At 58.7% G+C, this 18165-nt stretch carries 19 protein-coding genes; all 19 read left to right on the forward strand.

Annotated elements, in window-relative coordinates:
* The first annotated feature begins 57 nt into the window (after positions 1–57).
* Positions 58–1311 (forward strand): hypothetical protein, encoded by a 1254-nt coding sequence (locus BKE38_RS08860; RefSeq protein ID WP_076956961.1) that lies wholly within the window; start codon positions 58–60, stop codon positions 1309–1311.
* Between the two features lie 67 nt (positions 1312–1378).
* The gene (locus BKE38_RS08865; protein ID WP_076956962.1) at positions 1379–1777 is read left to right on the forward strand and encodes a hypothetical protein; all 399 of its coding nucleotides are present in this window, start codon (positions 1379–1381) and stop codon (positions 1775–1777) included.
* Positions 1777–2427, forward strand: a complete 651-nt coding sequence (locus BKE38_RS08870) for a hypothetical protein (protein ID WP_076956963.1) — start codon at positions 1777–1779, stop codon at positions 2425–2427. The genes BKE38_RS08865 and BKE38_RS08870 overlap by 1 nt, the downstream gene beginning before the upstream one ends.
* A 1-nt stretch (position 2428) precedes the next feature.
* Complete coding sequence (locus tag BKE38_RS31395; RefSeq protein ID WP_131829537.1) at positions 2429–3277, forward strand: hypothetical protein; 849 nt, start codon at positions 2429–2431, stop codon at positions 3275–3277.
* Between the two features lie 126 nt (positions 3278–3403).
* A complete protein-coding gene (locus tag BKE38_RS08880; protein WP_076956965.1) occupies positions 3404–4927 on the forward strand; it encodes a phage tail protein in 1524 nt (507 codons plus the stop codon).
* Positions 4928–5001: 74 nt separating this feature from the next.
* Positions 5002–5442 (forward strand): hypothetical protein, encoded by a 441-nt coding sequence (locus BKE38_RS31400; protein ID WP_076956966.1) that lies wholly within the window; start codon positions 5002–5004, stop codon positions 5440–5442.
* A gap of 103 nt (positions 5443–5545) precedes the next feature.
* Complete coding sequence (locus tag BKE38_RS08890; protein WP_076956967.1) at positions 5546–5917, forward strand: hypothetical protein; 372 nt, start codon at positions 5546–5548, stop codon at positions 5915–5917.
* A 162-nt stretch (positions 5918–6079) separates the two neighbouring features.
* Positions 6080–6493 (forward strand): HK97-gp10 family putative phage morphogenesis protein, encoded by a 414-nt coding sequence (locus BKE38_RS31405; protein WP_131829538.1) that lies wholly within the window; start codon positions 6080–6082, stop codon positions 6491–6493.
* Between the two features lie 4 nt (positions 6494–6497).
* Positions 6498–8633: a phage tail tape measure protein gene (locus tag BKE38_RS08900; RefSeq protein WP_076956969.1), complete on the forward strand. Its 2136-nt coding sequence runs from the start codon at positions 6498–6500 to the stop codon at positions 8631–8633.
* Positions 8630–9490 carry a hypothetical protein gene (locus BKE38_RS08905; protein WP_076956970.1) on the forward strand — a complete coding sequence of 287 codons (861 nt, stop codon included), beginning with the start codon at positions 8630–8632 and terminating at the stop codon, positions 9488–9490. The genes BKE38_RS08900 and BKE38_RS08905 overlap by 4 nt, the downstream gene beginning before the upstream one ends.
* Before the next feature lie 2 nt (positions 9491–9492).
* Positions 9493–9675, forward strand: coding sequence for a hypothetical protein (locus tag BKE38_RS31410; RefSeq protein ID WP_076956971.1), 183 nt, complete (start codon positions 9493–9495; stop codon positions 9673–9675).
* 14 nt (positions 9676–9689) lie between these two features.
* Positions 9690–10805 (forward strand): phage late control D family protein, encoded by a 1116-nt coding sequence (locus BKE38_RS31415; protein WP_131829539.1) that lies wholly within the window; start codon positions 9690–9692, stop codon positions 10803–10805.
* Positions 10802–11419 (forward strand): hypothetical protein, encoded by a 618-nt coding sequence (locus BKE38_RS08920; RefSeq protein ID WP_076956973.1) that lies wholly within the window; start codon positions 10802–10804, stop codon positions 11417–11419. The genes BKE38_RS31415 and BKE38_RS08920 overlap by 4 nt, the downstream gene beginning before the upstream one ends.
* Before the next feature lie 24 nt (positions 11420–11443).
* A complete protein-coding gene (locus BKE38_RS08925) occupies positions 11444–11812 on the forward strand; it encodes a hypothetical protein (protein WP_076956974.1) in 369 nt (122 codons plus the stop codon).
* A gap of 19 nt (positions 11813–11831) precedes the next feature.
* Positions 11832–12959, forward strand: coding sequence for a baseplate J/gp47 family protein (locus tag BKE38_RS08930; RefSeq protein WP_076956975.1), 1128 nt, complete (start codon positions 11832–11834; stop codon positions 12957–12959).
* Between the two features lies 1 nt (position 12960).
* Positions 12961–13644: a hypothetical protein gene (locus tag BKE38_RS08935; RefSeq protein WP_076956976.1), complete on the forward strand. Its 684-nt coding sequence runs from the start codon at positions 12961–12963 to the stop codon at positions 13642–13644.
* 68 nt (positions 13645–13712) lie between these two features.
* On the forward strand, positions 13713–15158 hold the full coding sequence (locus BKE38_RS31420; RefSeq protein WP_131829540.1) for a hypothetical protein: 1446 nt from the start codon (positions 13713–13715) through the stop codon (positions 15156–15158).
* Entirely contained in the window at positions 15158–15616 is a 459-nt protein-coding gene (locus BKE38_RS08940; protein ID WP_076956977.1) for a hypothetical protein, read from the forward strand. Before BKE38_RS31420 ends, BKE38_RS08940 begins: the two co-directional genes overlap by 1 nt.
* A gap of 351 nt (positions 15617–15967) precedes the next feature.
* Positions 15968–18127 carry a glycosyl hydrolase gene (locus BKE38_RS33615; protein ID WP_165694150.1) on the forward strand — a complete coding sequence of 720 codons (2160 nt, stop codon included), beginning with the start codon at positions 15968–15970 and terminating at the stop codon, positions 18125–18127.
* The last annotated feature ends 38 nt before the right edge of the window (positions 18128–18165 follow it).

The raw sequence follows: 18165 nt of genomic DNA on the forward strand, positions 1-18165 counted from the left end.
TTAACCAAACCGCCCGCCGTCAAAATGGGGCGCAAGAACAATAAGAAAAGGCACTAAATGGCAATCAATAACTTGCCCGCAGCTTTGCAGGCAGCAATCCAGCAGGGCTTTCTGGAGAAGAAGTTTCACGACGCTCTCAAGGCAAAGCTGGGCTTCCGCGCCATCGCTGACCGCGAGGCCTTCACAGCCGGCATCGGCGAAGAGATCACCAAGACACGCGCTGGTCTACTACCTGCCGTTATCACTCCCCTAGCCGCTGTTGCTAACTCTGACCTGACCAACGGTGTAGGCGAGTCTGCATTTGCGCTAGAGCAGTACAAGGTTGTCGCTCAGAGCTACGGCTCCAGCATGAACCTGAACCGCGTAACCTCCGTGGTCAACATCGTCGATCTAGCCATGCAGAATGCTTCCAAGCTTGGTGAGCAGGCTAGTCGTTCGCTAGACACCCTGGCCGCGAACGCACTGTTCAGCGCCTATCTGTCTAGCAACACCCGCACCACTGGGGCTCCATCTGGCGCAACGATCACCGTTGACGACATTCGCGGCTTCGTAGCTGGCCAGACTGTTGCTGTTAACGGCAGCCCCTACACCGTGGCATCTGTTGCTGCTTCTGGCACATCCACTGCGCCAAACGGCGTAGCTGGCACAATCACCATGACCGGCGCCGGCAACCTGGCATCCGATGGCGTGGTTGGTAAGGCTGTCGTTGGTTCAACCGCTCCAGTTGTGCTGCGTGCTGCAAACCGCGCACACACTGGCCTGCTAGCTGCAAACGACGTTCTGACCGCTGACAAGATCCTTGCAGCTAAGGCACAGCTAGAAGCTAACGGCGTTTCCGGCCGCATGATCTGCTACGCCGATCCACAGCACCTAACTGGCCTGTACGCAGATGCTACTTTCCAGAGCTTCTTCCGCGGCGGAAACGGCACTGCTGAGTGGCGCAATGGCGTGATCTCCAACCTACTAGGTGTAGAGATCGTTGCAACCAACATGAGCCCAGTTCAGTCCCTAGGTGGCCTGACCGTCCGCCGGGCTATCGTGGTTGCCAACGGCGCCCTCATTGAGAGCACCCTAACTGGCACTGCCTACGCAAACCACGAGGAGCTAGTGAAGAACGGCATGGTCAGCGTGGTGGATGACGTCGCGATGGTTACTCGCGCTCCCATCGATCAGCTACAGCAGGTGATCACACAGAGCTGGAACTACATCGGTGGCTTCGTTGTCCCAACCGACAAGAACACCAACGCCTCCGTGCTACCAACTGCATCCAACGCTGCTTACAAGCGCGCTGTGGTGATCGAGTCCCTCTAAGGGCTTCTGAGATTGACGGAGAGGGCAGCCCTCTCCGTCACCCCTTCCCACGGACACGAGGTAGCCCATGAGCGCATTCCACACCTTCACTGAAGCACAGAAAGTCGCTGTTAGGCGCCACCTCGGCTACCCCGCCATTGGTAATGGCGACAACGCCTTCTTCTCCTACCTCCACCACAACGAATACGCCGTCCTCGAATTCAGGCTGGCAAACCTCACTGACGAGGATGCTGCCCTAATCGTAGGTCGCTTCCTCCCCAACCTCGACAAGCTGGACCAGGCGCTCATTGACGCCTCCTGCGGCCTCGACACTGACGAGGCGGGCATCTGGAAGCGCAACAAGAACGAGCTTCGTGACCGAGAGGCTTTGTACCTCCGGGAAGCACAAGCTCTAGCTGGACATATCGGCGTTCCCTTTGGTCCTGCCCGCAGTGCTTGCGGTCCGAACATCAGGGTCATCGTCTAATGGCGTGCTGCCCTGACCGAGGCACCCTCATCCGAGATCGGATCTCGCTGGGATGGGCAAAGCTCGCCCAGCTCTTCGGCCACCCCTACACCCTCGTTCGCCCCCTCCCCGGCTCAGCCGATCTGTCAGCCGTCGAGGACGTTCAGGCGCTCAAGGCGCACTTTGACCGCGACCCCCAGTTCAGAGGCATCAAGCCCGCTCTGTGGAACGACAGGAACGAGTATGCCACATTAACGGCTAAGGTAGAGGTCGGTGACTATTTGGTCGGTGAGGTGGCCACCTACTTCATCGCCACTCAGGCAGACATCACCCCGGCTACGGCAGTCCGCTGCAACGAGAAGATCACCATCAGCCGCCCCGCCAGCAAGGCAGGCATGGCCGCCCACATGGGCAACACGGCTCCTGTGCTCCTGGCAAAGGCCTGGCCGGTCAGGATGACAACGGCCAGCAAGGGCGACAGCCCTCTAGCCGGTGTGCCTGAGGCGGGTAAGCAGAGCAGCAAGGACATCCTGATGCCTGCTATCCCTGGCGTGGCTATCCAGACCTCCTACGAGGTGCGGGATAGCAAGGGCGCCAAGTGGCGCATCAATGCCATCGAGGAAACCCACCTAGGGCTTCGCCTCCTGGTTGAACAGAGCACGGTGTCCTGACATGGCAGATCAACGCGATGTGGGAAACGCCCTCGTACAGACAATCGGGCTGCACCTAGTCGGCTCATCCTTCATCCCCACTGCCGGTACCCACACCACGAGTAGTGGAGACCTCTTCCGGATCGGCTACGGCTGGCCAGTGGGCAACGAGCTGGCCGAGGCAGTAGCCCTCTCTCCCCCTGTGAGTTGGATCACCGTCTATCCGGTAGCGGGTAGCGGAGGCAGCACCAGCCGCTTCTTCCAGCACGAGGTAACAGTCACCCGCTCCCCTCAGACCCTCTTTGCCTCTGTGGCAGGGAACAAGGTCACGCTCGCGGGCACAGGCGGCGGTGGCCAGGTAGTAGGTATCGCGCTAGGGCAGAAGGGCTGGACGGTTCGCGCCACCCCTGAGAGCACGCCAGTGACCCTCCTTGAGGCGTTCCGAGCAGCCATCCCCGGCGCTACCCGCACCGGCAACGTGCTGACCCTTCCCCCTGGCCTCGTTATCGCCCGAGTGGGCCTCGACGGTACAGCCACCACCATGCTGAGCCAGGAGAGCCAGAGCTTCCAGGTCTCGGTTTGGGCGGCCACTCCGGATCTCAGGGAGCGACTAAGCAGCCAGGTCAAAGTGGCCATAGCTCGCACCAACGCCCTCCTGATGCCCGATGGCTTGTGGACAGGCGTGCCGCGCCTAGGCGCTGGCAGCATGAGCGACGCGAGCGGCACCGAGGACGTTTGGCGCCGCGATCTGCGCTGGTCGATCGACTACCACACCACCGAGACGGAGAGCTTTCCGGCCGTGGTCTTCGTAGGCGGCACCATCACGAACCTGACCTCACTAGAAATCACCGACTACGAACAGACGCCCTAAGCAGCACCGTAAGGCGCTTAAATAGAGGCACAAAACTCGTCGCTGCTCGGCTGTAAGTCAGAACATCCCGCGAGGGCAATACCGGAGAAGGCGAACGCCAAATCCCAAGAACAAGGAAGAATAAGCATGGCTGTTTACCCAGCGGGATCGTTGAACCTCACTGCGCAGGTTGTTCCTGATACCGCAGTTAACGTAATTCCACCACAGACCCGTAACCTTAACGGAGTTCCAACCAACGGCATTGGCATTGTTGGCACGGCATCGTTTGGCCCGAAGAACACCCCCGTCGTGGTTGGCTCTTACGCCGACTATGTGGGCGTATTCGGCAACCTCGTGAACCGCAAGTACGACATGGGCACCCATGTTGCCACGGCGCACAAGCAGGGAGCAAACAGCTTCGTTTGCGTGCGTGTAACTGACGGCACCGACGTTGCTGCATCGGTCGCGATCCTAGCAACCTGCCTAACTGTCACCGCTGCTTACACGGGTAGCGCTGGTAACAGCATCAAGGTTGACATTGGACCTGGCGCAAAGCCTTCGACATTCAGAGCAGTGGTTAGCATGCCAGGCGCTGTGACCGAGGTGTTCGATAATATCGCTGGTTCAGGCAACGCCCTGTGGGTCGCAATGGCTGCTGCAATCAACAACGGCACTGACCTTCGCAGCAAAAGTGCGCTCGTCACTGCCACTGCGGGCGCTGGCACAACTGCCCCTGCTACAGCCACCTATTCACTGGCAAGCGGAACTGACGGCACAACCACCATCAACGACGCAACGCTTGTCGGCCTGGACAACAACCCGGGAACTGGCATGTACGCACTGAAGGCTCAGCCAAACGCTTCGATTCTTGTGCTCGCCGACACAGACACCACCAGCTCATGGGCTGGTCAGCTGGCTTTTGCAAAGGCTGAGAGCTTCTTCCTAATCCTAACTGGTCCAGCTGGTCAGGCGATCACCGCTGCGGTCACTGCCAAGAACACTGCTGGCATCGACGACGCATCCGCTAAGGTGATGTTCGGTGACTGGATTCAATGGCAGGACCCCGTAAACAAGAGCCTGCGCCTGATTTCACCGCAGGGCTTTGTAGCTGGGCGCTACGCAAATCTCAGCATCGAGCAGAGCGGCTTGAACAAGCCAATCTACGACATCGTTGGTACACAGAAGACCAACGGCTTATCCTCTGCATCCTACAGTACCGCTGAACTGCAAACGCTGTTCAATGCAGGCATCGACGTTATCACGAACCCTGTCCCAGGCGGGAACTACTTTGGCCTACGTGGCGGAGTGAACGCCTCCAGCAATCCGAACATCAAGGGCGACGAGTACACCCGCCAGACCAACTATATTGCGCAGACGATCTCAAGAGGCACAGGGATCTACGTTGGCGAGTTGATCAATCAGACAACGGCTCGCAATGCTGAGTCCACCCTGAACAGCTTCTTCGCGAACATGTTGCAGACTGGTCAGCTAGCACTCGGACTTGATGGAAGCCGCCCCTACAAGGTCACTTGTGACGTGTCCAACAACCCGCAGTCGCGCACTGCTCTGGGCTATCTCACAGCTGACGTGCAGGTCCGCTATCAGGGCGTTGTTCGCTTCTTCATCGTGAACCTCGAAGCTGGCGCATCCGTCACCATCATCGAACGCTAATTTTCGGCCTGGGGAGTGGGATAACGCACCACTACTAGTGGCGCAGCCCCTCCCCCAAAAACAAGGATAACAACATGGGAACCAAAACAGGAAGCGGGCCAATCAGCGTAGGACGTGATGCACAGCTAATCGTTCAAGGCGCAGCTGGTCAGGTGGACCTCGGTCACGTCACCAACTTTAAGCACAGCCGCAAGACCGTGGAGATTGACGTTCTGCGCATGGATGGCACAGCGGTCTTCGCAAGCCTTCCACGTCACGCAGAAGGCTCCTTCGAGGCCACCCGCAGCAATCCAGCGCTAGAGGAATTCTTCTCCGCTGAAGCCGCACTGTGGCATGCCTCTGGCGACTACAGCACTTGCACCCTCTACTTCTACGTCAACGAAGCCAACGGCAGCCGAACCGTGTACCAGTTCACTGGCGCTGCAATTGTCCTTGATGATGCAGGTACATGGGAGGGCGAGAACGCTGTGAAGATGACAGTGACCTTTAAGGCCAGCAAGCTCGCTGTAAACTAACAAGACCCTTTCTCGGGGGAGAAAGTCGGCTGGTGATGTCTGGCTTAAATAGTCGGACGGCACCAGCCGTTTCTACATCCATTTCCCCGAGAGGACACCATCAATGTCTAACGCAATCACAAGCTCCGACAGCATCGAACTCACTGACAGCAATGGCCGAAAGATCACCTACCGCGAACTGGGCGTCTTCGAAGACGCTATGATGCGTAAGGCAGCGGGCATTCATTCAGGGAATGAGCTCTACATGCGCTACGCCATGATAGCCTGCGGCATCCGCGCCATCGACGGCCAGCCTCGCCCAATGCCGGTCAACGAGAGAAGCATCGACGCAGCCATCAAAGAGATGGGCGACGAGGGATTCTTTGCGTTCGTCAAACACGTTCAGGGTCAGCTTGCCACCGAGGAGGGCGAGCCAGGCGCCATCGCGAATGACGCAGACCACGCTGCAAAGCAGGGCGCTTCCCTAAAAAAATAACAGGGGATGCCCGCCTACGAACGCGGCTTGCCCTGATCAAGAACGGCATCCCCTTTGAAATGGCCGACCGCATGGACGACGAGATGGCGACAGCCATGGTCATCATGTTCCAGGAAATGGAGGGTAGCACCTTCGACTACAGCACATGCACTTGGAGAGAGAATGGCAAATAACCTTGCGCAGTTCGCGGCTATGCTCGCAGCGATTGAAAACACGATCCAGGACGAGATGCAGCGCGCGACTGAGCAAGGTGCTCAGATTGTCGAGCGAGAGATGAAGAGCGAACTGGGCACACAACAAGGTCCAGTTGCTCACCTCCCCGCTTGGGCGCCGGTAAAAAGCAATCCCAACAGCCCCCTCCTACTCACCGGCGACATGAAGAAGAGCATCGGCACGCAGGTTGGCGACAATGAAGCCTTTATCGGCACCAACGATGAGAAGGCAGTCCACCTAGAATTTGGCACCAGCAAGATGCCACCACGTAGCTTCGTTGAGAGAGCGCTTGTCGTGTCAGAGCCGAAGATTGCCGACATGATGACACGCCGAATCATCCGAGCGTTTAAGAGAATCGGATGATCGGATGAGCCAATTCCGCCTTTACGCATATCTCCACATGGGCAGCAATGTCGGCGTCGCCATTGCTGGCGCGGCCGGTCATCTTGGCCGCCTGAACCGCCTTGTCGATCAGACGAACGGTAAGCTGACCGCACTTGGTAGGGGTCTGGTTGCTGCTGGCGCCATGCTGGCTTCGGCTCGGATCGCTGATGGCTTGTGGGATGCGGTCAAGGCGGGCGGCGAGCTACTCAACATGCAGAACCGCCTTCGCACCCAGGGCTGGACAAATGGTCAGGTTGGCCGGGCTACGGTCGAAGCAAACCGCATCCAAGCCCGCGTTGGTAACGTCAACACAACTGAGATCATGAGCCTCCAGGGCAACATGATGCAGTTGTTCAACGACGAAAAAACAGCAAACACAATTACTCCGCTGATTGCGCAGCTTCAATCAACCATGCGCGGATCGGGCATGAGTGACAGCGGTCTTGAGCAGCTCCTTAAAGCCATCGAGATGCGAGGCGCCATCTACAGCCGCGATGCCAACGGCAATCAGTATGTGGATGTGGACAAGTTCCGCTCAGAATTAGACTGGGCTTGGAGAGCGCTAAACTCCAGCAACGGCACACTGAAGCCGGAAGATATCTTCCAGATGGTCAGCAAGGGCGGCATGTTCGCACAGAGCATGAACCAACGAGCCTTCTGGGGCATGATGTCAGAGCTGGCATCGTCCACCTCGGGTAGCACCGCCGGTACACAGATGATGGCCGTCGGCCAGCAAGTGCTCTTTGGCACGATGACCAAGCAGCGACGACAGATGATGGAGTCGTTAGGGTACAAGTTTGACCGCCGCGGCGGCATGATAGGCGAAGACAGAAATCGCTTCCAGAACGACACGTTTGAGGCGCTGTGGGACTTGCAGGATCGAGTTAGAAAGCGGACCCGCAGGAACGCAGGCGAGTCCGACGATGACTACGACAACCGAGTAGCACTCGAAGCCGCTAGGTATGCAGGCCGCTCAACGAGCCAGCGTCTCTTCCTCGACGTGATAAAGAACCGCCTACAATATGAGAACAATTCCCGCCGTGCTGATAACAGCATGTCTCTACAGGACTCTCATGCGCTGCTCCGCACACGCGACCTCAACATGGCGCTCGGCAGCTTATCCGCCACATGGGAGAGTTTTAAGCAGCTTCTCGGAGTGGGTGTAGCACAAGACTTTGCCTACCTGATTAACGGCTTCACCTCGGGGCTTTCGGCCATCAACGCGTGGATGACAGCCAACCCTGGTGCGACCCGCAACATCATGCGCTTTGCCCTTGGCTTCACCGGCGCCCTGACGCTACTAGCTGGCGCGGCGTTAGTGGGGGGCATTGTCCTGGCTGCTAGCGCTTTCAGCGGCCTCATTGCCGCAGCAGCTACCGCAGCAGCCCCTGTGGTGCTCGTAGCGGGCGCTGTAGCCGGATTGGCTGTATGGGCACTCCGTGTGGATTGGAGGGCAGTAGGCGGGCGTCTGAGGGTTCTCTGGGACCAGTTTAGGATGATTGCCTCGGGCATCGGCAACCTCATCACCCGCATGGGCTCAGCAGTCTGGGCCAAGCTGCAAAGCGTTGGCACTACCATCACAGGCGCCCTAACCTCCCTGTGGGGCAAGGTGGGCGAGCTTTGGACCCAGCTGGGCAACACATGGATCGGCGGGCTTGTAGGCTCCGTGACCGGGTGGCTTGGCCAGATCACCTCCGCATTCGTCGGCTGGGTCAGCGACCTGTGGAGCAAGATCAAGGAGTTGATCCCAAGCCTCCCTGGCGCTTCCCCTGCCCTCACCCCTAACCAGCAGCGACTACAGGACGAAGCAGCCGGCATCAGATCCCGTCGAGGCGGCTCATTGGGCTCCCGGTCGCAAGATCTGATGCAGAGGGATCACACCCCTGGCCCGCAAAGCTCGCGCCGCGAAGAAGGCGGCTTCAACCTGGCCAGCAATGTCATGGCCTTCCAGCCGCGCAGCAACGTCATCCAGGTCCATACGTCCCTCCAGCTCGATAAGCGCGAGATCGGCCGAACGGTCACGGAGCATCAGGTGCAGGAGGCGCAGCGCGCTGGACAAAGCCGCAGCGGCTTCGATCCCAACATGAGTTTCCGACCTAGAGGAGGTGCGATCGCATGAGTTCAATTGACAGTCTGCTCGCTGGAGCCAACACCATCACGCAGAGCTTCCGAGACATCAACTCGATTGGCTCAGCGGTTAGCGCAGTGCGTGGTGTGGCCAACCTCTTCCAAGGCGCCAGCGCGCTCACCTTGGGACAGATGGAGTTCACCGGCTATGAGGTTCCAGAGAGCCTCAGCTACGGCACTGAGCAGATGCTCGGCATCCACACTCTGCCAGGCGGCAAGCGTGTGTTTGATCTCATGGGTCCGAACCCTGAGTCGGTATGCTGGCGCGGCTTGCTGCTCAGCGAAGATGCCGAAGATCGCGCCCGCGAGCTACAGCTGATGTGCGATGAGGGTGAGGTTGTCAGCCTGCTCTTTGGCGACAACCGCTGGGAGGTTCTCCTTCACAAAATCAAGTTCGATGTCATCCGCGTTGGCTACCATTATCAGTACGACATCACCTGCGTGATCGTCAGTACCGGATTGGAGAGCGGCGACCGCGGCTTCCTCGGAGAGCTTAGCGACGAAATCGGTAGTGCGCTTGGTATTGATCTGCCCGGCACGCTGGCTGACGTGCGCAGCGCTGTGTCTACGGTGAAGTCCGTTGCATCTACAGTTGTTGGCATCACGGGTGGAAGCCCTGGTGCGGTTAAGGTGCTCGGCGCAATCGGCGCAGCGCAAGGTCTGGTAACAGGCGCAGCGCGAGTGGCCAACGGCGAGGTGGCTGGCTTTGCCAAGATCGCTGGAACGATGACAAGCAGCTCAACCGCCATCAACGTGGTCAATGGGCTTGCATCCGGAACACAGAAGCTGGCTCTGCTTGGTCGCACAGGCGCCCACCTAGGTAGCGCAGCCGCTAGATTGGGAAGCTGACCATGAGAGAAATCCTTGTAACACAAACCACCCTCATGCGAGTGGCCAGCAAAGAGCTAGGCGACGCAACACGCTGGGTGGAGATAGCCAAGCTCAACGGCATCATCGACCCATTCCTCAAAGGCACCACCCGCTTGCGCCTTCCAGATCCCAGCAACCCCAGCACCGGAGGCGTGCCGCTCTAAGCTCACGAGACTAGATGAATCCAAGCAACGTCAGAAAGCCACGCCTTCGGGTGATTGTGGATGGAGCTGAGGTAGCGGCAATTAGCGCCGAGGTCACTAACAACAACTTCTTCCAAGCCGACGCGTGGCAAATTGATTGCGCACTGTTCGCCGACTTCCGCTATGGCATTCAGTGGTGGGATACACGAACGGGCAAGCCCATCGAGATAGCTATGGGCTTTGAAGTCTCCGGTTCAGTCAGCTGGACAACGCTGATAACCGGTACCGCAGACCTGGCCGACTACGACATTGATGCAGGTATCGTCACCCTCAGCGGCCGCGATTACACGTCCAGGCTGATTGACCATAAGACGACAGAAACCTACCAAAACATGAGTGCCAGTGCCATCGTGCAGAAGCTGGCTGCTGCGGTTGGCATGACAGCTGATGTGACACCAACGCGCGGCAATGTTGGTCGCTTCTACGATCAGAACACCACGCACCACAGTCAAAGTACGGTGGGTCAGACACAGACCGCTTGGGACATGGTCGTCTTCCTGGCACGTCGCGAAGGCTACGATGTTTGGGTAACAGGAACCACCATCCACTTCCATCCGGCCGGGGCCAGCACCGAACAGCCTCGCATCATCCGTGTGGATTTGCCGACCTTCACTCACCCTAGCCTGCCAGTTGCCAGACACGCTCCGAGCGAAGTTTCTCGACTGCGGCTTAACCAGCGAGAGCACCTCGCCCGTGATGTGAAAATCGTTGTTAGCAGCTTCAACAGCCGTACCGGGCGACGCATTGAACGCAGCTACCCGAGCGCTGACCGCCGGGTGCGCAGCACGTCACAGGGCCAGCAGGTCACGCTGTACGAGTTTCAATTGCCGGATGCGACCGAAGAGCAGCTCCTGCAGGAGGCACAGCGTAAATACCTTGAGATCATCCAGCACACCCGAGAGGTCAGCTGGGAGGAACCAGGCGAGCTGCTCGTCAACCCACGCCGGAAGGTGCTGCTATCCGGCGATCTGGGTAGCTATGCCCAGGAGTACTTTGTGGACTCTGTGACCCGCCGAATACGGACTGATGGAGGCTTCACTCAGGAGGTGCGAGCCAAAAATAAAGCACCAAGCCAAGAGGAGCCGCAGTGAACCAGCTGATGAACATGTATGCCGCACAGGCAGGCCAGATTATGCGCCAGCTTGGACAACCCAAGTGGGGCATTGTTGAGAGCTACAATCCAGAGCGCAACACAGCCAAGGTGCGTATCCAGCCCGACAACATCCTAAGCGGCTGGCTCCATGTGGGCACACCTGCCGTGGCCGACTTAGAGATAATCATCCCACCAATCGTGGGAACCATGGCGCTGGTGCTGTTGCAGGAAGGCGATGCACAAGGCTTGTCGGGAACACTGGTCGCCAGCGGCTTCAACGACGAGTTTATGCCATCAAAGATGCCAAGCGCGATTGGCAGCGACGGCACATACCTCGTGCCTGGCGAGCTTGGCGTATTCCAGAAGAACACCGGCTCCTGCATGAGGCTCAGCCAAACGGGGAAGTGGTTCTTCAAGGGCGACATCGAGCACGATGGAAACTTCACTAGTAGTGGCAACACACGAGTGATGGGCAACATCAAGGGCGACAAAGAGGTCATCGACAAGGATGGCGCGCTCGACACACTCCGCGACCACTACAACGCTCACCGCCACACCAACGTCCAGACTGGTGGCGGCACATCCGGCCCAACCAACCTGAGCGATCCCTGATCCGAGTAAATAGAGGAACACCCGATGACGAGCTTGTACCACCAATGGGGCGAGGATCTGCAAATCGACAGCAAGGGCGGCCTGCGCATTGCAGACGCGACCAAGCAGACCGAACAGCGCCTCATCCGCCGCTACATGACCAACCCCGGCGACATGCAGGACAGTGGCCAGTACGGCGCTGGCATCAGGCAGTTCATCGGACAGAACACAGACGTAGCGAAGATCAAAGCTACGATGGTTCAGCAAACCCGCATGGAGAGGTCGGTGAGCCGTAGTCCTTCACCCAGCGTCACAGTCCGAGCGATCAACCAACAAACGGTCATAGCCGACGTGACCTACACCGACGCTACTACAGGCGCCTTCCCGGCATTGCAGATGAAGATTTCCGCCTAAGCACAACAATGGAGACGCGATGTCACAGCTACCTTACTCAACGCACGACCAGTTTGTAGAAGCGGCAGTCGCTTACATCCGCGCCACCAATCCAAGCTTCAACAGCTTCTCCGATGGCGACCTCCTTCTAGAGATCATCCGCTCCTCAGCGCATGAGAGCCAATGGCTCCAGTACATTGCCATTCAGCTGCTCAAGCAGACCCGGCTCTCCACCAGCGAGGGCAACGACATCGACACCTTCCTGGCCGACTACGGCCAGGCACGGCTCCCAGCCACCTACGCATCAGGCAGCGTTCTCTTCGCTCGCTATGTGCCAGCGGCCCTCGCCTCCGTCCCGGTCGGAACCATCGTCAAAACCCAGGACGGCGAGCAGAGCTACATTGTCACAGCTGACAGCGAGCACAGCGCCTGGGTACCAGCAAGCCAGAGCTACGCCATTCCTCCCGGTATCACGGGGCTACAGATCCCCGTACGGGCTACCCTGCCGGGCAGTGGGGGCAATGTAAGCTCCGGAGCCATTACCCTTATCAGCAGCGCCCTAGGGGGCGTGGACACGGTGACTAACCTGGTCCCCCTGGCCAATGGCATTGACGCTGAGAGCGATGAAGCCGCCCGACAGCGCTTCCCCGACTACATTAACAGCCGAAGTTTGGGCACTCTCCGTGCCATAGGAAGTGCCATAGCGAACGTCCAGCAGGGGCTAAGCTACAGCTTTGCTGAGAACACCTTGCCTAACGGCAGTGAGCGTGCGGGCTTTGTCTCGATCTATGTGGATGATGGGACTGGCGACCCTGCCCCTGAGCTGCTGAACCGCATCTACCAGGTGGTGGATGATGTACGTCCCCTCACCACCTACTTCGCGGTGCTCAGCCCGAACGTGGCGGCCGCGACCATCTCCATCACTCCCACCATCCTCCCCGGCTTCAATGCCCTCGAGGTGCGTAACGCCGTTAGCTTGGCCGTTACTTCCTACGTCAATGGCCTCGGGATGGGTGTGCCTCTTCGCTTTACCAACCTCGTGGCAGTCGCCCGCCAGGCGCACCCTGGCATCGGGTACCTGGAGGAGATCAAGGTCAACAACGGCTCCAGCAATCTAGGCGGGGCTACCAACCAAACAGTGCGCGTTGTCTCACTGGCGGTGAACTAACATGACCCTCTCAGTTGAAGACTTCCGCGCCCGACTTCGTAGCCACTTGCCGGTTGGCTGGTTCCCCGACAACGCGCCCGTGCTGGATGCGGTGCTTGGTAGCATCGCCACGCACAAGAGCTTCTCAATGGAGCAACTGGACTACGTAGGCGACCAGGCTCGCATCAGCACCCTGCGCGACGTGTTCCTGAACATGTTTGCGGATGAGTTTTTTGGGAAAGGGATGCTGCCGCGCCGAGTGGGTGAGGCAGACGGCAACTACCGCGCACGCATCAAACGAGAGCTGTTCCGCGACCGCGGCACACGTCCTGCCATGGTCGGCGTAATCGAGGATCTCACAGGCACTGAGCCGGTGATCTTCGAGCCCATGAATGCCAGGGACACCGGCGCTTACAACATCAACATGGCCTACAACTCGGCTGGCCGGTACGGCAGCAACCTCATGCCCTATCAAGTCATCATTGACGTAACACGCGGCGCTACTGTCGGCGGTGTTCCCGGGGCGCAGGGCTACGGCAACAAGCCGCGTGCAGCTTACCCGAAGGCCATCGGTGGATACGGGCGAGGCGCAATGATGTACGCCACCCCGAGCGACATCAAAGCTGATGTGACCGACGAAACCATCATCAACGCGATCAACGCAACCCGGCCTGTCGGCACGACCGTGTGGGTGAAGATCACCTGACTAGAACGGCTAATTAGTAGAACAACGGGAGGACTGCGCCACGTAGCCTCGCCTTTCGAGGAGACAACATGACAGATCGCGTAATCGTCTACCCTGGTCAGATTCCCCAGGTGGAGCACGTCCTAGAATCAAACCGCAACATGCAGGATGCGATTTCATCCGTGCTGCGCCTCACCATGAACTCGCAGGGTGTAGCTGGCTTTGATGCCACCCCAAACTCACCAGCTGGCATGAGCGTGGTGCTCAGCGCCGGTACGCTTTGCACATCTGCGCCAGTTGATCCCAGCGCTTACAGCACACTGGCATCGGATTCTACCTCGATCTTCAAGGCAGCCAGCTATGCAGGTGGAACGATCACAGGCTTCACCGCGCCTGGCACAACTGGTCAGACCCGCAAGATCATCATCCACGCGAGCTTCCAGGAAACTGATACCACAGCTGCGCAGCTCCCTTATTACGATTCGGTCACCGGACAATCGACACTAGGTGCATCGCAGAACACCAGGCGCATCCAGCGCGCAGTAGTCGGAATCACCTCCGGTTCCTCCACAACGACAGGCAACGAGACGATCCCAGCCACCCCTGCTGGTGCCATCCCGTTGTACGTTGTGACCCTCACTTACGGCCAGTCCACCATTACGGCTGCCCACATCGAGCGCCATCCAAACAACCTCTTCGTCCCTTACGATCTGATGGATCTGAAGACGGCCATTCGTCCCAAGCTAACCGCTGACTTGATGACCTATGTTAGCCCAAGCGGCAACAATTCAAACGATGGCCTCTCGGCACGCACTCCCAAGCTAACTGTGCAGAACGTCATCGACACCGCAAGCAAGACTTACGACTTCAACGGGTTTCACTGCATCATCAACTGCGCCGCTGGCACATACACCGTTGGCGCCGCGTTCGTTAACAAGCCTCTTGGTGGCACTGGTCAGTTTGACTGGGTTGTTCAGGGCAACGAGACGACACCGTCCAACGTGGTGTTCAATGTAGCCAATGGAAACTGCTTTGTTGCAGCATACGGTGCTGGCGTTCAGATCCGGGGCGTCCGCATGTTGGCCACAGGAACCCCCACTGTCTACAACAGCATTGGCTATGGCATCCTAGCGTTCGGCTCAGCCTACGTTGACACTTACGCATGTGACTTCGGCGCCTGCGGCCACACCCACGTGAACGCCGCTGATGGAAGCATCGTAAACTTCGCATCCACGAACTACCGCATTAGCGGCGGTTCTCAGTACCACGCAGTAGCCACCGGCTCTGGTCGAGTGCTGAACGTGGTCACCACTGTTACCGTCAGCGCAGCCGTCACTTTCGGTGGCGCCTTTGTGTGCGCGACAACCGGCGGCAACGTCGTGATCTACAGCAACACCTTCACCAATCCAGGCAATGTCAGCGGCAAGCGCTACTCCGCCGAGTCGTGCGGCAACATCCAGGTCAACGGCAACAGCGCAACCTACTTGCCTGGCTCGGTCGCGGGCACGAGCGTCACCGGAGGAAACTACTACTAATGTTCACAGCACCTGATTTTTCCAACTTCTTCTGGCGCGTTCGCGACAGCGGCAAGATCTACAGCAGCAAGGCGCGCGACTACGTGGAGGTGGACGACGCCAACTACGTGGCTTGGGCGAACGCCATCATCTCCACCCTGCCCCCACATGTCTCCGGCAACCTCGTTGAGATTGTCACCCCGGCGCTAGCTGACGAGGAGGAGCTTAAAGCCACCGTGCTGCGCCTTTTCCCGGCAGGCTGGATGGGTGAAGCGGTTCGCTATGTGCCAGTAAGCGTGGTGCGCGAGCGTCTGGAGGCAGTCAACCTCTGGAGCGCTGTAGCCGCTGTGCTAGGCGCCGACATGGCCATGGCCTTTAAGGTGCTTACCCTGAAGGAGGGCCTCGACCCCAAGGACGCACAGGTCATCGGCTTGCTAGAGGCGGTCGGAGCAGACCCTGCCTCCATCTTGGCGCCCTGATGGCATGTAGCCCCTGTGGAGTTGCCCGCTTCTACGCTGGCAACCTCCTACTAGCCCTAGACCGCGTGGCTAACGCAGTTCTCCTCGGCTCAGCCAATGAGACAGTCAGCCAAAGAGCGGCCCGTGCATCTCAAGCAGGCAATCGGATAGCCGCAGCATTCTGCGGCTTCCTGAACCTCTTTGACCGCGGACATTGCGAAGACAGCTTGGACCCGAGCACTGGCACCAATGCCATGGAGCTGTGGGAATGGACCAGCCGGGAGAAAGATGACTAAGAACACTTACGTCTACATCGTTGGAGGCATTGTCACCGACCTTCTAGTATCATCGGTAAGTCCAGGATCATCTTGGATGCTGCTTACTGACCTACGAGTGCGCAAGGGCTGGCTCTACAGCAACGGCGTCTTCACTGACCCCGTCCCCGGCGGCACCCCTGATCTTCCTGACACCAACCCAACGCGCTCGTCTGAGATCTACTCCGAGCTAGCGCACCAGGATGCAGAGCGCTCAGCATCGAGTGCCCTAGTGTCTCTCCAATACGCCAAGATCGGCGTGAAGGGCGACAAGGGCGACACAGGCGACCAAGGACCAGCCGGCCCCCGGGGAAACATCGGCCCGCCGGGCATTCAGGGCATTCCCGGCCCTCAGGGCATCGAAGGCGTTGTGAATGCCGTCCAATACGAAAATCTCCTAGCTCGTCTGACGAACGCCGAGGCGGCGATCACAGCCCTTCAGGTTGGTCTAACTGTTCCCAAGCCAACCATCTCGAACCAGAGCTTTTCCAAGCCAGCCAACCTGGCGGCTAACGGCACCATCGGCACCCTCGTGCTCGGCGGCGGCGCTCCAACAATCATCACCAGTAGTGATGACCGCGTGAAGGTCTCCCTAGCCGGTGTGCTGACGCTCAGCGCAGCAATGGCTAACCCGACGCAGGCGACCGTCATCACGCTGACTATCACGGTAACAAACGGCGGCGGCAGCAACGCAGCCACGATCACCGTCACCCTCACCGCTGTGGTTGCTAAGCCTGTCATCACAGCCAATCAGAGTTACACCAACCTGGCGAATGTTGCCGCAGGCGCAGTGCTGGGTACAGCCATCGCGACAACAGGCGGTGCACCAGCAAGCTTCACGAGCAGCGATGTCCGCGTGGCAGTTAGCTCAGCCGGTGTTGCCAGCCTGGTGACAGCCTTCGCCAACGTCTATCAGAGCGTCACGATCTCGGTAAACATCACTGCAACCAACGCAGGCGGCAGCGACACAAAGGCGGTTACCTTCGTCTTCAACGGCGTGGCTATCACCGACGCAGCACGACTGAACACACTTCAGAAGCTGGATTGGGAAGCTTACGCACAGCGCGACACCTATGCCAACACGCCAGTGTACGGCCACATGGAGACCATCGGCTCCATCACCTACTGGCCGCTCATCTGGGCTGGCATGAAGGAAGGCACCCCGGATGAATGGCAGCAGAATGACCCGCAGATTGCCTTGCAGGACATCTACGCGCTTCTGCGCGCCAATGCTGCTGACTTCGCTGCGGCGCAGTTTTGGTACGACGTATGGATTGCAGACGTTGCACCCTTTGTCGGCGGTTCGAGCAGTTCGTCCAACCTCAAGATGGTCCCCTACTTTGAGAACAACGTCACGGCCGGAACCCCGCCATTTGAGCAGTTCGTTGGCAAGCAGGTTGCTGGCACGCAGGCACATACCGATAAGGGCGACACCAACTACACCAACGTCAACTGGTTCCTCACCGATGCAGCAGGCGGCCATGGGCGTGAAGTGTATGTCGTCTTCCCGCTGCTTCCAAATGTCGAAGGCACAAACTACAGCGATCCAGTCAATCTAGCTCGCCTCGCCACAGCGGCATCGGGTGGCTACAACTCGCAGTATGTGACCGCAGCTAACAACATTATCTCAGCGATCAATCAGAACAACGCTGCCGGCCTCGTCCAGCAGGATAAGATTGATATCCGCACAGGCTGGGAGTTCAACGGCGACTGGATGTCGTGGCGTGCGCAGGGCCGACAGGCAAACTTCATCGCGGCCTGGAGGAATCTCGTAAACGCCTTCCGCTCTGTCACTGGTGGCAATCGCTTTGAGTTCACTTGGTGTGGCAACTACGGACAGGGCTATGACCCATCGACAGCTTACCCAGGTGATGCCTACGTGGATAAGGTCGGCGTCAACTTCTACTACTACAGCTATGTTGGCCTCTCCACCGATCCACAGCAAGCCTTCAACACCATCCGCACTATGGATTGGGGCCTAGACTGGTGGTCGGGCTTTGCTCAGTCGCGCGCAAAGCCGCTCGTGATTCCTGAGTGGGGTGCAGCAGGTTACGGACCTGACGCCGACTCTGCCGCATTCATCACCTACAGCCTGGACTGGATGCGCGCCAACTCCGTCCAGTATGAAGGTTATTGGGATCAGCCAGGAACGCCGGAAGAGATCACTCGCAGCGATCGTGTGCTAGCACAGGCTGCCTACAAGGCGGGCCATTCTTAAAGCAAAGAGGTGGCCGACGATGAGGCGCGCCACCTCCG

The sequence above is a fragment of the Teichococcus deserti genome, assembly GCF_001982615.1.
In the GTDB taxonomy this organism is placed as follows: domain Bacteria; phylum Pseudomonadota; class Alphaproteobacteria; order Acetobacterales; family Acetobacteraceae; genus Pseudoroseomonas; species Pseudoroseomonas deserti.

What these genes read in the sequence shown, in the direction of transcription:
- BKE38_RS33615 (WP_165694150.1), top strand. Translation starts at nt 15,968, where the DNA reads ATGCTGCTTACTGACCTACGAGTGCGCAAGGGCTGGCTCTACAGCAAC.
- BKE38_RS08890 (WP_076956967.1), top strand. Translation starts at nt 5,546, where the DNA reads ATGTCTAACGCAATCACAAGCTCCGACAGCATCGAACTCACTGACAGC.
- BKE38_RS08880 (WP_076956965.1), top strand. Translation starts at nt 3,404, where the DNA reads ATGGCTGTTTACCCAGCGGGATCGTTGAACCTCACTGCGCAGGTTGTT.
- BKE38_RS31395 (WP_131829537.1), top strand. Translation starts at nt 2,429, where the DNA reads ATGGCAGATCAACGCGATGTGGGAAACGCCCTCGTACAGACAATCGGG.
- BKE38_RS08860 (WP_076956961.1), top strand. Translation starts at nt 58, where the DNA reads ATGGCAATCAATAACTTGCCCGCAGCTTTGCAGGCAGCAATCCAGCAG.
- BKE38_RS08900 (WP_076956969.1), top strand. Translation starts at nt 6,498, where the DNA reads ATGAGCCAATTCCGCCTTTACGCATATCTCCACATGGGCAGCAATGTC.
- BKE38_RS08935 (WP_076956976.1), top strand. Translation starts at nt 12,961, where the DNA reads ATGACCCTCTCAGTTGAAGACTTCCGCGCCCGACTTCGTAGCCACTTG.
- BKE38_RS08870 (WP_076956963.1), top strand. Translation starts at nt 1,777, where the DNA reads ATGGCGTGCTGCCCTGACCGAGGCACCCTCATCCGAGATCGGATCTCG.
- BKE38_RS08940 (WP_076956977.1), top strand. Translation starts at nt 15,158, where the DNA reads ATGTTCACAGCACCTGATTTTTCCAACTTCTTCTGGCGCGTTCGCGAC.
- BKE38_RS08865 (WP_076956962.1), top strand. Translation starts at nt 1,379, where the DNA reads ATGAGCGCATTCCACACCTTCACTGAAGCACAGAAAGTCGCTGTTAGG.
- BKE38_RS31405 (WP_131829538.1), top strand. Translation starts at nt 6,080, where the DNA reads ATGGCAAATAACCTTGCGCAGTTCGCGGCTATGCTCGCAGCGATTGAA.
- BKE38_RS31415 (WP_131829539.1), top strand. Translation starts at nt 9,690, where the DNA reads ATGAATCCAAGCAACGTCAGAAAGCCACGCCTTCGGGTGATTGTGGAT.
- BKE38_RS31420 (WP_131829540.1), top strand. Translation starts at nt 13,713, where the DNA reads ATGACAGATCGCGTAATCGTCTACCCTGGTCAGATTCCCCAGGTGGAG.
- BKE38_RS31400 (WP_076956966.1), top strand. Translation starts at nt 5,002, where the DNA reads ATGGGAACCAAAACAGGAAGCGGGCCAATCAGCGTAGGACGTGATGCA.
- BKE38_RS08905 (WP_076956970.1), top strand. Translation starts at nt 8,630, where the DNA reads ATGAGTTCAATTGACAGTCTGCTCGCTGGAGCCAACACCATCACGCAG.
- BKE38_RS31410 (WP_076956971.1), top strand. Translation starts at nt 9,493, where the DNA reads ATGAGAGAAATCCTTGTAACACAAACCACCCTCATGCGAGTGGCCAGC.
- BKE38_RS08930 (WP_076956975.1), top strand. Translation starts at nt 11,832, where the DNA reads ATGTCACAGCTACCTTACTCAACGCACGACCAGTTTGTAGAAGCGGCA.
- BKE38_RS08925 (WP_076956974.1), top strand. Translation starts at nt 11,444, where the DNA reads ATGACGAGCTTGTACCACCAATGGGGCGAGGATCTGCAAATCGACAGC.